We start from the raw sequence: 14,689 nt of genomic DNA, 5'->3' as shown, positions 1-14,689 counted from the left end.
GATTATGGTGCTTGCTGTGTACCCTCTTTAATTACGAATTACAAATTACGAATTATTCAGGAGGCAGGAGGGAACCCACCCTATAACAAATGCGTTCGCCGAAGTAACAAATGCGTTCGCCGAAGTAACAAATGCGATCGCCGATATAACAAATGCGATCGCCGATATAACAAATGCGTTCGCCGAAACAACAAATGCGATCGCCGATATAACAAATGCGATCGCCGAAACAACAAATGCGATCGCCGAAACAACAAATGCGATCGCCGAAATAACAAATGCGTTCGCCGAAACAACAAATGCGTTCGCCGAAGTAACAAATGCAGGGCTATTTCATTCTCATCTAGTCCGCCTCAGAATGAATTCTGAATCTAATAGCGAAAGTCGTCTAAAGACGACTGAGAAAAGGTTATAGTCCGTTTATAACGGACTTTAGCTAAAAGCCAAAGAACTTCAGTTCTGGGCGGTTTCTGTCTAGAACGAAATAGCCCTGGTAACAAATGCGATCGCCATGATTGCAAGAATTTAGCTTTGTCACGCCAGCGTAACGAACCCTTCTCCTATCGGAGACGCACTCGCGTTCGGCTTGGTGCAGTCGCCTGCGGAGGGAAACCCTACCAAGAGCGCTGCTTCACTGCAAATCTTTGGTAGATGAAGTTTTTCCGATTTGTGTGTACACCGTAGCCAAAGCATCGGGGAGGGGATTAACAGTGAACAGTGAACAGTTATCAGTACTGATAACTGATTTAGGGCCTCCCCAAGTGGAGCATCTGGCGTGTGGGGTGCAATGACTATAGAATCATAACGAATTAACCGGGCATTATTATATAACTTCGGTGGTTCAAAAAAAAGAAAACTGTTTTAATAATTGCGTATGAAATGGCCAAATCATTTTTTATTAGCGCTGTTCACTGCATTTCTATGCATAGCCTTATCCCCTGTTTTGGCAAAACCTCCTGCTGTCTACTCTGCCATGCAAAATTTGACTGAGCAAGGGGAGTGGGGAAAACAAGGAAGTAGTGAAAACAGGGAACTGGTGAATGCTCAATCCCCTACTTTCCACTCCCCACTCCCTCCAAAAAGCGGCTCATCGCAAACGGCAAGCGTAGTGGAACAAGGCAAAATATTATACGACACGGGACAGTTTACTGAAGCGGTCAAAGTTTTGCAACAGGCTGCTGCTGGGTTTAAAACCTCTAAAGATGGATTACAAGAAGCGATGACGCTGAGTAATCTCTCCTTGGCTTATCAGCAACTTGGCTTGTGGGGAGAAGCTGAGGAAGCGATTCGCAATGCGATAGCTTCGCTTCACGCCCAAAGTTTAAAATTATTACAGTCAGGGGAAAATACGGGCACTTCCAGTGAGCGAGCGCAAATTATTGCACAAGCCCTAGATGTGCAAGGACAGTTACAACTGGCACAAGGGCAAGCAGAAACGGCTTTAACTACCTGGCAAAAAGCGGCTGATATTTATCAGCAAATAGGCGACAAGGCTAGATTAACTCGTAACCGGATTAACTCTGCACAAGCTTTGCAAGCTTTAGGGCTTTACCTTCAGGCTAACAAAATTTTAAACGAAGTACAGCAAACCCTTACCAGCCTTCCAGACTCACTTATTGTAGCCACAGGGCTGCGTAGTCTTGGCAACGTCCGCCGAGTTGTCGGTGATTTAAAGGTATCACGGTTGGTATTGGGGAAAAGTTTAGCAGTAGCAAAGCGAGTACAATCTCCAAAAGCGATCGCAGAGGCTCAACTCAGTTTAGGCAACACAGCCCGCGCCCAGCAAGACACTGAAGCGGCTTCGCAATACTACCAGGAGGCTGCTGCTGTATCTGTTTCCTCCATCACACGCATTCAGGCTCACCTCAATTTACTTAGTCTACTTTTGGAGAAAAAGCAAGATCAAGATGCATTGGCATTGTCGTCTCAAATCCAGTCGGAAATTAGCAACTTACCACCCAGTCGAACCTCAGTATATACTCGGATTAAGTTTGCCCAAAATCTCACCCAATTAAAAGAAAAAACTAGCATAGATACCCTCTCATGGCTGAACATTGCCCAGCAATTGTCCACCGCGATCAAGCAGGCAGAGAATTTGCAAGATCGGCGAGCAGAATCTTATGCTATGGGCAGCCTTGGTGAGTTGTATGAAAAAACCAGGCAGTTTTCTGATGCTCAAGAGCTTACCGAGAAAGCTTTATTCATAGCGCAAAGTATTAATGCATCGGATATTGCTTATCAATGGCAATGGCAACTGGGACGCATACTGAAAAAAAAGGGAGATATTAAAGGCGCGATCGCATCCTATAATGTAGCCTATAAGACCCTTCAATCTCTGCGTGGTGATTTAGTAGCTATTAGTCCAGACGTTCAGTTTTCCTTCCGAGAAAATATTGAACCGGTGTATCGAGAGTTAGTTGAATTGTTGTTGCGTTCTCCCCAAGGCAGCAGTGCTTCTGTTCCCTTTGAGAAGCTAGACCAACGAGACGCTTCTCTACTAAAGGCTAACGCGCCGCTATCGCTATCGCCACAAGAGGGTATCAATCAAGACAATCTAAAGCTTGCTCGTGATGTAATTGAATCTCTGCAATTAGCAGAACTGGATAACTTCTTTCGGTCAGCCTGTTTAAATCCTACGCAGGAACTTGACCCAGTAGTTGACAAAAAAGACCAACGAGCAGCAGTGATCTATCCAATTATTTTGCCAGACCGCCTAGACGTTATCCTCAAATTGCCTAATCAAGAGTTGCGCCACTACAAAACTGTAATAGCTCAAAATGATGTGGAAAGCATAATAGCACAACTGAGGAAAAACTTACTAAATGTCACCGCGACTGATCGGGTTAAGCAGCAGTCCCAACAAATATATGATTGGTTAATTCGACCTGCACAAACAGAGTTAGTCAATAGTGGGATAAAAACCTTAGTGTTTGTATTGGATGGTGAGTTGCGGAATATCCCGATGGCGGTTCTCTACGACAAACAGCAAAAGAAATATCTGCTAGAGAAATATGCGATCGCCTTGACACCAGGTTTGCAACTCCTTGATCCCAAACCTTTGCGACAGTTACAGCTAAATGCTTTAACTGCCGGAGTCAGCGAAAAACGCCCAGTTGAAGGCAAAGAATTTCCCCAATTGGAAAATGTACCACGAGAATTAAAAGAAATCAAATCTGAGGTATCCAATAGTGAAGAACTGTTAAATCAACAGTTTACCGAAACAAACCTGCAAAATAAGTTGCAAACAGTTTCCTTTACCGTGGTTCACCTAGCAACTCACGGTGAATTTAGTTCTGATGCTGAAAAAACCTTTATTCTCACCTGGGATAAACTGGTTAAAGTCAAGGAATTTGATAATTTACTGCGAGTTAGCGACAAAGACGGGTTTAGTGGCATTGAATTACTCGTCCTCAGTGCTTGTCAAACTGCTGAGGGAGACAAACGAGCAGCTTTGGGACTGGCTGGGATAGCTATGCGGGCGGGGGTACGCAGTACACTAGCAACATTATGGTCAATAGATGATCGTTCCACCGCCGATATAATGAGTGAGTTCTATCGACACCTAAAAGCTGGGGTGAATAAAGCCGAGGCACTTCAAAGTGCCCAATTAGCTGTTTTTGCTAAGGAAAAAGCTCCATATTTCTGGGCACCCTATGTTTTAGTAGGCAATTGGCTTTGACATAAATTACCCATATTAACAATTCAAAATTCAAAATTCAAAATTCAAAATTAAAGACATTTCAGACGAAGAGAAGTGCCAAGCGATAGGTTAAGAGCGTTGTGGCAACTACGTTCGATTTAAACCCCGACTGAAATGGATCGGAGGCGGAGTGGCTCCGACTCCGCGCTACATGTAATGGTTGGGGTCTTAAACCCTTTAATTTACGATAAACAGTTTGTAGTGGGGACTTCAGTCCCCAAAGCCAGGACTAAAGTCCTTACTACGAACATTTTTTATTCAGCTTGATTAACTGGACATGATATAACCCAATACGCTTGGGTTAGCCATAAAAACCTTAACCTGCGTAGGTTGGGGAGCCACTGCGTTGGGCGGCTCTGCCGACTTGAAGCAAGTGGCGTTTGAGGAACGAAACCCAACATATTGCAGGGTTTGTTGGGTAACACTAAAGTTCAACCCAACCTACTAGCGTGTCAAGGCTAAAATGTTGCAAAAAAATTGTAGGTTGGGTGGAGGCTTTGCGTAACCCAACATCCTGATATATGTTGGGTTGCGCTCCGCTCCACCCAACCTACGTCTAATGCACTATTTTAAGCTTGACACGCTACTACTAGCGTGTCAAGGCTAAAATGTTGCAATAAATTAGCGCTAAAAACATTGAATTTAAAAGTTCAAAGCCCATTTTATAATGCACAACTTTAGCCTTGACACGCTACTACGATTATCCTTAACCCAAGCGTATTGTGATATAACCTGGTTGTTCACAAACAAGAAGCAGGAGTAAGCCAGGAACTATGAGGCAAAGCGTTCGGCGCGTTCGCCGTGAGTACAACTTCACCTTTAGCATTTATCACCCACCCTTGCGCTTCCACAATCGGCGCTGGACTAGAACTATTTGCCTGATTTAAATTTGTACTAACACGGTTTTCACCCTTTGAGTTGAGAGTTACCCAATCTAATTGAACTGCATCAGGAGTGAGGGGTTCGGTTCTGGGATTGGGTGGTAAGCCGCCGCGTCCGGTAATCGTAAAACTACTTTGATTTTGTGCTGTAAGCGCTTGACAGGCTTGCGCCACTTGAGTATCGACTGGTACGGCTGGTAAGTTAATTAATCCTTGAGAGGGGTCAACATCGAGCGTATTAATTTCTACAATGCCGCTTAAATCAGGTCTTGTTTGGGAAATTGCCGTAATATCATTTGTCTGAAGTTCACGCGGGTTTAAATCCGTAGGGCGCAACTTTTTAAGGTCTTCGGTAGTTAGTGGCGCAATTCCAAAAATCTTAGTAGCGTTGATTTTGACTATTCCCCCTTTACCATCGTAGGCATTAGCGGTGATGTCGCTGTTTTCATTTGGTTGGGTGACGATGAAGCCGTCAGGGACATTGATGGTGATATTACCCCCATTTCCACCAGCCCTACTAGTACCTGCTGAGGTAGAAATCTCACTCTCGCGGCGCAGTAACAATAAGTCTTGCAAGTTCAGCGTAATATTGCCACCATCACCGGAGTTAGCTTGCCCAATGAGCTTACCTTGGTTATCCAATTTGATAGAACGAGCGGTGATTTCCAAATCACCTGCCTTATTTGTGCCTTGACTGCTCACAGTTATGTCAGCGTTATTTAAGACATTTAATTCTTCTGCCTTAACTATAATGCTTCCCCCCTCTCCAGTAGATTCTGTGGAAGCTGAAATTCTTGCTCCATCTTGAACAATCAACTGCCCAGTTTCTATATTTAAGTTTCCGGCATTTCCACTAGCTTGAGTCCCAACAAATAAGCCGCTTCTACTCTCACCTTGTGTTCCAATAAGTTGGATAGAGTCTGCGGTAACAGACAGCGTTCCTCCTTCTCCCTGACTACGAGTATTAGCTGAAACCTGCGCTCCATCTTGAACAATTAATTTCCCAGTTTGAATCCTTAACTCTCCAGCATTTCCATCACCTTGTGTTACTGTAAGCAAGCCACTAGGTATGGGTTTTTCACCTTCTATAATTGGCGAGGTTCCAATGAGTTGGATAAAGTCCCTGGCGTTGACAAACAAAGTTCCTCCCCCTCCGGTAGATTGTAAAGAAGTAGAAGCTGAAATCTGCGAGCCATCTTGAACAATCAACCGCTCAGTTTCAATCCTTAAGTCTCCCGCAGTTCCAGACCTTGTTGTCTCAGTCACCAGACGGCTTCCTCGCAAGAGTTCTACTGACTCCGATGCGTTCACCCCTAATGTTCCTCCCGATTTTGAGACTAGGGCATTAACCGTAATATCTGAACTATCGAATGTAACGCGCCTGCCTTGTATTTGGATACCACCACCGCCTTCACCACTAGCACTTACTGTAGTGAAATTGGTAAAAGATACATCTGCTCGCGCTACACTCTCAGGAAAACTTAAACGGAAATTGTTGTTATCAATATTCAACCCTACTGTTCCTGCTCCTGCCAATCCTCCGAATTCGATTCGACCATCTGGAGCATATACGTACGCTCCTTCTAAATTCACATCGCCTCCCAATAGCACTAAACTCTGACCATCAGGAACGAATAGAAATGCTTCATTGACTTGAATCGGCCTAATAGGCTGAGATGGAATTTGATTGAATAGAAATGCAGAAGGATTCACTCTCAGCAAGGGGTTAAGTGGATTGACGGGTGAAGTCATGGAAAATTCTCCACCACCCGGAAACTGGATCGCATTAGCTGTTGTGCCGATAAATGAACCGTTAATATTTAATGCGGCATTTTGTCCAAATATGATGCCGTTGGGATTCATTAAAAAGAAATTAGCATTACCTTGAGTTTGAAGTGTTCCCTGGATGTCAGAGGCATTTCTCCCTGTAACTCGCACCAAAATATTGTTGATGGTAAGGGCGTTATCGAAATTGACTACCTCCTGGCTTGTAATACTAAAGTTGCTAAAACTATGGAATAAATTTGTATTGCCAACAGTTGTACCCCCTGTAATATTCAAGGTAGTGTTGTCGATTTGCTGCACTTGAGTTCCCACAGAGGGATCAGCAGTGACCTGAGCGGATGTGCGTAAGCCTCCTTGTATTCCAATCGCACCCACTAGAATCACCAAGCCCGACAACCCTAAGTGACAACCGTGACCAAACCAACTTCTTAAACTCACAGAACTTATCTCCTAACCCTTGATAGTTACTTCATTACAAGATAGAACACCACTTTTAGTAATGCTTATGCGAACCTTTGCCCATACCTCTCTCCAGGTAACTCTGTTGGAAGGTTAGGTTTTTGATTACTAATCTGCTGTTGTAAGCTGTTACGCATTTAATTTGTACATTTACCTGATGACTGATGACTGATGACTGAAAACCTGTGAACAGTGGGATATTTTTTTATTTGGAAGTCCCTAAGCCATCGAATTCACATTAAGACTTAGGCACTTTACCAAATAATCATCCTGTATATCAACCTAAATAAGTCTTTCAGCCTTTTGCAAATCACCCTTTATTGGTTGTGTAGGCTAGCAAAAACCACAGCAAAAAGTCGAGCCAGGCGCTAACAGATGGTTTCCCGACTTGTACCCCTGCTCTTAAAGCTTGCTAGCAAGAGCGTCTTTGAACAGGAGAAGCAACTGGCGTCGGAGCGGCGGTTCCTGCCGATAGTGCAGCGTAAAGCCTCCGGCATAGCTTTGGTTAGAGCGAGTCCGCGAGCGTCTGCCTGTGGCAACGCCAAAGGCGAACTGAAGTTTTCAACATAGGCATTGCAAAAAGGTAATTGAAAAATCTAATTAGAAGCCTTGAAAACCATACTTGCTATTTTCACTTTTCTGTCACTGCCTAAGTCATGCACTGTTAGCAAAACTAAGGTTACGAGGTAGCCAAGCTAACTGCTGATCAAGATAAAATAGAGCACCAGTATTTGCGTTATAGCTACAATAACTAGGAAGTCCCACACCCCCAGCAATTATTGTTGCTGAAGGTTCTGGTTCTGTATCTATAGGATCAGCAACTGTCATGTCCTCACTCAAAACTTCTGTTGATAGTAAAACATCAGTTATAGAGTTAGTCAATTTAATAGCATTCTCAAAAGACAAGGTGTCAATATCGTTAACACCAACGAGAATGTCATTAGCAACTCCTCCTACTAAAAAGTCTTTAACCGATCCACCTATTAGAGTGTCATTGGCTTGATCACTTGGAGGGGCTTTACTGCTGCTAATAGGAGGGGTATTAATTTTAAGAATATCGCCGTTAACTGAGAAGTCTGTAATTGTATCAATACCGCCATTTGAGTAATCCAAGACAAAGGTATCTCTACCACTACCACCAGTGATATTGTCATTACCACTTCCTCCCTCCAAGTAGTCATTACCCAGCCCACCTTTTAGAATGTCATTACCTCCATAACCGTATATTTGATCGCTTCCTGGAGTCCCAAGTAGATAGTTGCTTCCAGATGTGCCTTGAATAGTTGCCACGTTCTTTACTCCCGGAGAAATTAATGTTTCTACGGATGATTTTACCTAGCAATCAGCATTAAATAATTCGTAATTCGTAATTCGTAATTCGTAATGAGCAACTCTTAGAGACGCTAAACGCGAACGCCCCGCAACGCTTTCGTAAATTTTGTTTTGTAATGGGGATTTAACTCCAACACAAAACAAAATTTTTATTGAACCGGGGGACTTAAACCCACGGAATTGAGTTAAAGATAAGATTGGTAAAGAAACAAAACAAGGCGATCGCAGCTAGAACACCAATTCCGTAATCAAAACGCTAGCCCCTCTTTTCTGTATACATAGCAATAGTAAAAGAGGAGTTTGCCTCCTCCAACTCTAGTAGGAAACTCGGCTGGGGAGTTAGATTATTGATTCATCAGTAGTAGGAGGAGTACTCATCGAAGGGACTACAACAGCTAAATTCCAATTAAGATTAGTAGGTAGCCAGGCTAGCTGTTGATTCAAATAAAATAGAGCACCAGTGCTTGCGTTATATGTAAAAATATTACCAGTGCTGCTAGAGTTACTCGATTCGACCTTTAGTGTACGATTTGTAGACTTAGTAGAGCTAATAGCAGAATCTCCACTCACTTCAGAATTGCTCAGAGATGATGGTGTACCTATAACATACTGAGAGGAACTAATAGTAGAAGTAGTAACTTTCAGAATATCGTTACTAACTGAGAAGTCTGTAATTGTATCAATACCACCACCTGAGTAATTCAAGACAAAGGTATCTCTACCACTATTACCAGTGAGAGTGTCATTACCACCTCCTCCCACTAAGTGGTCATTACCACCTCCTCCCACTAAGTAGTCATTGCCTGCATAGCCGTATATTTGATCGTTTGCTTGAGTCCCAGTTAGATTGTCGTTTCCAGAAGTGCCGTTAATAGTTGCCACGTTTTTTACTCAGATAATTTAATGTTTCCATCGTTGATCTTAACTAGCAACTAGCATAACTGATGAAATTTGTTAACAAATAAAATAAGGGGAAAAGGTAAATTAGCCTAATAGACATCAATACGCTTGGGTTAAGGATAATTGTAGGTTGGGTTGAACATTCTTGTTACCCAACAAATGTCCGAAAATGTTGGGTTTCGTTCCTCAAACGCCACTTGCTTCAAGTCGGGAAACCGCAAGGGCGCAGTGGCTCCCCAACCTACACATTTTTATTTTTTGGGCTTAACCCAAGCGTATTGTAATAGACATCTCCACCCGTGAGCCACGTTAATCGCGATCGCTTCTGTATTGAGAATTATCGAACAGAATACATGCGTCATATCAAGTTCGGCAAATCACTTACGATATGTCATTGCGTATGCAACGAAGTGGAATGAAGCAATCGCAAAGATTTGGGATTGCCACGCTCCGCTCGCAATGACATAAGTATTAAGTCGCACATGATATCAGTCGTCAGAATACAGGAAAGGTATTTTGACCAAAAAAGCGGATAGCGCAGCGTTAGCGAGTATTCGAGCGTCGCGTCTGAATAATCGGCGTTTTTGCACAAGAACACCAAATCGTAGATTTGGTGGTCAACTTTCGCCCTGCGCCGGTCCCAATCCCCGACTGATAGCGCAGCGCTCCTTCGAGTCCGCGTACCCCTGCTCTTAAAGCTTGCTAGCAAGAGCGTCTCGTAGAGAGCGTCTTGATTCTGACGAATGTTTTCTGACGAATGTTTTCTTCTTCAATAATTCCAGGACTTACGCAAACAATAGCCGAAACCCTTATTTCACGTAGGGGCAATTCATGAATTGCCCCTGAGCGCGTGTACTTTTGCGTAATAAGCTGTTCCACATTTAACTTGCATATATTGGGCGGGCGAGACGCCCACCCCACAGGAAATGTACAATTTCAAATTATGCAAACTAGATGTGGTTTAGCTTATCATGTCCGCCAAGTTACCCATAATAAAAGAACCCCACCCCCAACCCCTCCCCGCTTGCGGGGAGGGGAGCGAAAGCGTAGCTTTTGCGGGGTGGGGTTCTTCGGGTTTAATAAGCAATCAAGCGGACATGATATAAGTCCTAAATTCATAATTGATGGTTTCAAAGCAACTACCCAGTTGGCAATCTCAAATCTTAAAATCACTACGGCAATTAGCTCGGTTCTGCCACGAACTATGAAGCGTAGTTGTCGGCGCATCAGCCGTTAGTACAACTTCACCTTTAGCATTTATCACCCACCCTTGCGCTACCACAATCGGCGCTGGATTGGAACTATTTGCCTGAGTTGAAACACTTGTACTAACACGGTTTTCACGCTTTCGGTTAAAAGTTACCCAATCTACTTGAACTACATCAAGAGTGAGAATGTCTTTAGTGGGGTTGGGTGGTAAGCCGCCGCGTCCGGTAATCGTAAAACTGCTTTGATTTTCACCAGGACGCACTTGACAAACTTGAGACACTTGAGTATTGACTAGTACGGCTGGTAAGTTAATTAATCCTCGATTGGGGTCAACATCGAGCGTATTAATTTCTACAATGCCGTTTAAATCAGGTCTTGTTTGGGAAATTGCCGTAATATCATTTGTCTGAAGTTCACGCGGGTCTAAATCCGTAGGGCGCAACTTTTTAAGGTCTTCCTCAGTTAGTGGCGCAATACCAAAAATCTTAGTAGCGTTGATTTTGACTGTTCCCCCTTTACCATTGTAGGCATTGGCGGTGATGTCGCTGTTTTCATTAGGTTTGGCGACGATGAAGCCGTCAGGCGCATCGATGGTAATATTACCGCCATCTCCACCCTGTTGATTAGTGCCTGCGGTAGCAGATATCTGGCTGTTGCCGCTTAGTAACAATAAATCTAGGTCGTAGAGTGTAATATCACCGCCATTACCGGATGCGGTTTCAGCAGTGATTTCCCCTCCATTGTCTAAGCGAATGAAAGGAGATTTTACCTGAAGGTTGCCTGCGCTCCCTGACCCTAGAGAGCGAACAAACAAGCCACTGTTAACAGACTCATCCTTAACAAGACCCCCACTACTTAGGAAAAGCCGTTTGAAGGTAGCACTGCCAGATATAGTCACCCTCTCAGTAGCATTAATTGTGATATCACCTGCAAACCCACTGCTGCCCGTGAAAGCATTAGCAAGGATTTGTCCCCCATTAACCGCTTCCACAGTATTTGCGTTCACAGTGATATTGCCAGCATTTCCTCCACCTAGAGTGCGGGCATCTACAACCCCATTGCCTGCTACCCGGAAAGCATTTGTATTAATAATGATGTTTCCTCCCTTCCCCCCTTGACTAGTACGTGAAAATAATCCACTTGCCCTTGCACCTGTGCGAACTCCAAAAACATTAACAGCTTCAGTTGCATTAACTTTTATTTCTCCACCTTTTCCTTCACCTTGAGTACCACTAACTATCTCTGCGCCATTTCCCACAATTAACTGCCTAGTGTTAATCGTCAAATTACCAGCATCTCCAACATTTGTTGTTTGAGTAGATAAAAAACTAGGGATTTGCTGCCCATTGGATAATATTCCTGTTCCTTGTAATTCCACCAAATCGCTAGCAGCCACAAATAAACTTCCTCCTTGCCCCTTGCCTAGAGTAGCAGTTAATACTTGCGCTCCATCCTGGACACTCAAGCGTCTGGTATCAATTGCCAAGTTTCCGGCATCTTTAGCACCGAAAGTTTGAGTGAACAAGCCGCTACCAACACCAATAACTTCTACGGAATCGGTGGCGGTTACAGTCAAATTTCCCCCCTGTCCCTCGCCTAAAGTAGAAGTTGATACTCGCGCTCCATTCTGAGAACTTAACCTTCGAGTGGTAATTGTCAAGTTTCCAGCATCTCCAGCACCTAAAGTTTGAGTAAACAAGCCGTTATTTGTTGTTCCTGTTAGTTCCACAAACTCCGAGGCGCGAACGGTAAGCTGTCCCCCCCGTCCCTTGCCCAAGGTGCCAGCTCTTATCCTTGAGCCATCCCCCTGAATACTCAACTGTCCAGTTTCAATCGTCACATCTCCCCCGGTTCCAGTCACTTCTGGAATAACATCGGCTGTAATCTGCGAACCCTCAGTGAGAGTCACCGCCTTTGTTGTGTGGACAAGCACCTCTCCACCAGGCTCTGTACCTATTGTATCGGCAAAAATCCGTGAGCCTTGAGTTAGAGCCAAATTACTGCTCTGAATCTGAACATCACCACCGCCAGCACCGGTAACAGCGACATACGCTTTGTCTTCCAATCCAATATCGCCAAAATTATTGACAGAGGCGTACCCTAGAACCCAATCGTTATCTTTCTGGTTCAAGCTCACTTCTCCAGCACCAGCCACACTACCTAGCTCAACCCGTCCTCCTGGAGCTGCCAAATTCGGTTGTCGTGGTTCTAAAGCTGCTCGTTCACCTCCCTGCAACGTCACATCACCACCCACGAGTGCTAAAGTTCTACCAGGTTGCACTTTTAGGTCAGATCCTTCAACACGAATCTCTCCTGCTGCTCCCTCAAATTGCAAGCCAATGGGAACACTTACCGTTAGCAGAGGTGTGCTTTGGGGAGGAAACGCGCTAAACAGAGCGCCATCTGCAAATTTGAGGCGGTTTGCTGTAGTTGCGATGAAAGAACCTTTAATGTCCAATTGGGCATTAGGCCCAAAAATAATTCCGTTGGGATTGAGAAAAAACAAGTTAGCAGAGCCATTGGCTTTAATCAGATCGTTAATTATAGAAGCAGAACCACCCGTGACGCGGCTGATGATATTTTGAATATCTAGAGCGTTGTTGAAGTAAGCCTGACTGCCAGTGGGTACAGAAAACTGCTCAAAACTGTGGAAAAGATTACTTCCAGCTAGAGTTCCTCCTTCAATAATTCTGGTATTCCCCTCTAATTTGACAGTGGAATTATTGGGTAAAGTGCTATCAGGCGTAATTTGAGCAAAGGTGCAATCCCCAGCATTGACGTATGCGCCACTAATAGCTAAAGAAATCATTAGCTTTAAAAGCCAGCACGAACAGCGTAAGTTTTCAGTCATTTAATGAATTTCCCTTAACAACAGTAATGATCAGGGTTTTGTGTGCAGTTTTGACAGCATAAATTATAAATTTTTGTGAATAAATGGCATAATTGGCAGAAAAATTTATACTGTAACTTTGGTTATTAAATAGAGGTGATTTTACCTCTAAAGAAAAACAATCAATTAGGTGATTACAATGTATCATTCCTTGAAAATAAAAATCCTGGATTTAGACTATATTGAATCAACTTTTGAGCAGGACATCATGGATGTGGAGGCTGAAAAAATTGTCGGAGGAAGACTACGTGAGAGTGGATCTGTAGCAATAGCAGAAAAATTAGATGTAGTTACGCATGAAGCAGACCCTCTGCCTGACCCTCCTCTTTGTGCCTGGCTGCTTGTTGAACCCATAAATTTGCGAAACGAAGCATATTGCCGGTTACAAATTCCTGTGAAACCGCGTAAGTTTTCAGTCATTCGATGAATTTCCCTTAGAGGTTGTTTTAAAAGTGTTTTGCTGTGATTTTAGGCACTTTTAGATCCCCCCTAACCCCCCTTAAAAAGGGGGGAACCGGAATCAAAGTCCTCCTTAAAAAGGGGGATTTAGGGGGATCTAAAACTTTTGATACCGACAATAGGACTTTTCAAACATCCTCTAAGGAAAAACAATCAATTAGGTGATTAAAATGTATCATTCCTTGAAAATAAAAATCCTGGATTTAGACTATATTGAATCAACTCTTGAGCAGGACATCATGGATGTGGAGGCTGAAAAAATTGTCGGAGGAATACTTTCGCATCCAGCAGACCCTCTGGCTGACCCTCCTCTTTGTGCCTGGCTGCTTGTTGAACCCATAAATTTGCGAAACGAAGCATATTGCCGGTTATACCAATCCTCTGGGAAGCTGCACACTATTTCGACCCCTCGAAAGCTCCCTTACATAATAAGGGGAGTTCAGGTAGACGATGTCCGTGGGGCAGAATTTATTAACAGTTAAGGGAGTTTGAGACATTTAAATGCGATTGCCTTTGCCACTGCCCTTTGAGCGATCGCTCCAAATTCCTTGTTAGCGACACCCGTTGTACCCATGATCTTACATGAAAATACTCAGATGTGATTTAGCGATCGCCACAATAAACTTTGAAGTACTATTGATATTTGTTGTTTGTTTTCAGAGCATATTGCGGACTTGGAGGTAAACCGATGCCATCCTACCAGATTTTTCAGCCAGCCTCAAAGCCGTTTGGTAGATGTCTTTGCCCTTTTCATCCTGAAATACAAACTCTCCAGTGCATAAGTTTGTAAGTAACTATGGTAGATAAACCCAAAAGGTCGGATACCTATAGAGACTGTTAATCTAAAATTTACTTTGACAAAATTTATACAAGTAAACCGATAGGCGCAAAACCCTGTGTCTTCAGACCAGGGATGTAGCGCCAACGGTGAATTTATTCACCGTGATATTTACTATTTGTGGTGAGGGTCTTCAATATATTTTTTAATTACAGCCGCGCTAACATTTCCAGCAGTTGAATAAAAGTAACTATTAGTCCACATACTAGGCATCTTTTTTAAATCTGGAAATTCGC

Annotated in this window: 9 protein-coding genes; 3 read left to right on the top strand and 6 right to left on the bottom strand. The window is 43.5% G+C overall.

What is annotated here, in order from left to right; all coding sequences use genetic code 11:
- Positions 1 to 80 precede the first annotated feature (80 nt).
- Positions 81 to 296, bottom strand: a complete 216-nt coding sequence (locus tag LC653_RS27790) for a hypothetical protein (RefSeq protein ID WP_229497894.1) — start codon at positions 294 to 296, stop codon at positions 81 to 83.
- 578 nt (positions 297 to 874) lie between these two features.
- Here LC653_RS27790 and LC653_RS27785 point away from each other — a divergent pair.
- Positions 875 to 3,679: a CHAT domain-containing protein gene (locus tag LC653_RS27785; protein WP_229497893.1), complete on the top strand. Its 2,805-nt coding sequence runs from the start codon at positions 875 to 877 to the stop codon at positions 3,677 to 3,679.
- 761 nt (positions 3,680 to 4,440) lie between these two features.
- On the opposite strand, the gene LC653_RS27780 is transcribed toward LC653_RS27785, so the two are convergent.
- Positions 4,441 to 6,804 carry a filamentous hemagglutinin N-terminal domain-containing protein gene (locus tag LC653_RS27780; protein ID WP_229497892.1) on the bottom strand — a complete coding sequence of 788 codons (2,364 nt, stop codon included), beginning with the start codon at positions 6,802 to 6,804 and terminating at the stop codon, positions 4,441 to 4,443.
- A gap of 396 nt (positions 6,805 to 7,200) precedes the next feature.
- On the opposite strand from LC653_RS27780, the gene LC653_RS27775 reads away from it, so the two are divergent.
- Positions 7,201 to 7,395 carry a hypothetical protein gene (locus LC653_RS27775; RefSeq protein ID WP_229497891.1) on the top strand — a complete coding sequence of 65 codons (195 nt, stop codon included), beginning with the start codon at positions 7,201 to 7,203 and terminating at the stop codon, positions 7,393 to 7,395.
- An 84-nt stretch (positions 7,396 to 7,479) separates the two neighbouring features.
- On the opposite strand, the gene LC653_RS27770 is transcribed toward LC653_RS27775, so the two are convergent.
- The 3 genes from LC653_RS27770 to LC653_RS27760 form a co-directional block, all read right to left on the bottom strand.
- On the bottom strand, positions 7,480 to 8,115 hold the full coding sequence (locus tag LC653_RS27770; RefSeq protein WP_229497890.1) for a calcium-binding protein: 636 nt from the start codon (positions 8,113 to 8,115) through the stop codon (positions 7,480 to 7,482).
- A gap of 381 nt (positions 8,116 to 8,496) precedes the next feature.
- Entirely contained in the window at positions 8,497 to 9,039 is a 543-nt protein-coding gene (locus tag LC653_RS27765; protein ID WP_229497889.1) for a calcium-binding protein, read from the bottom strand.
- Between the two features lie 1,174 nt (positions 9,040 to 10,213).
- The gene (locus LC653_RS27760; RefSeq protein WP_229497888.1) at positions 10,214 to 13,117 is read right to left on the bottom strand and encodes a two-partner secretion domain-containing protein; all 2,904 of its coding nucleotides are present in this window, start codon (positions 13,115 to 13,117) and stop codon (positions 10,214 to 10,216) included.
- Between the two features lie 178 nt (positions 13,118 to 13,295).
- Here LC653_RS27760 and LC653_RS27755 point away from each other — a divergent pair, with 178 nt between their 5' ends.
- A complete protein-coding gene (locus LC653_RS27755; RefSeq protein ID WP_229497887.1) occupies positions 13,296 to 13,583 on the top strand; it encodes a hypothetical protein in 288 nt (95 codons plus the stop codon).
- Positions 13,584 to 14,567: 984 nt separating this feature from the next.
- Here the strand turns inward: LC653_RS27755 and LC653_RS27750 are convergent.
- Positions 14,568 to 14,689: transposase (locus LC653_RS27750; protein WP_229497786.1), on the bottom strand; the 122-nt coding region annotated here is incomplete at its 5' end.

It is taken from the genome of Nostoc mirabile CHAB5784 (assembly GCF_020829645.1).
GTDB classification, from domain to species: Bacteria; Cyanobacteriota; Cyanobacteriia; order Cyanobacteriales; family Nostocaceae; genus Nostoc; species Nostoc mirabile.
Note: the sequence above shows the minus strand (reverse complement) of the source record. Positions and strands in the feature narration are given on the sequence as shown.

What these genes read in the sequence shown, in the direction of transcription:
- LC653_RS27785 (WP_229497893.1), top strand. Translation starts at nt 875, where the DNA reads ATGAAATGGCCAAATCATTTTTTATTAGCGCTGTTCACTGCATTTCTA.
- LC653_RS27775 (WP_229497891.1), top strand. Translation starts at nt 7,201, where the DNA reads ATGGTTTCCCGACTTGTACCCCTGCTCTTAAAGCTTGCTAGCAAGAGC.
- LC653_RS27760 (WP_229497888.1), bottom strand. Translation starts at nt 13,117, where the DNA reads ATGACTGAAAACTTACGCTGTTCGTGCTGGCTTTTAAAGCTAATGATT.
- LC653_RS27755 (WP_229497887.1), top strand. Translation starts at nt 13,296, where the DNA reads ATGTATCATTCCTTGAAAATAAAAATCCTGGATTTAGACTATATTGAA.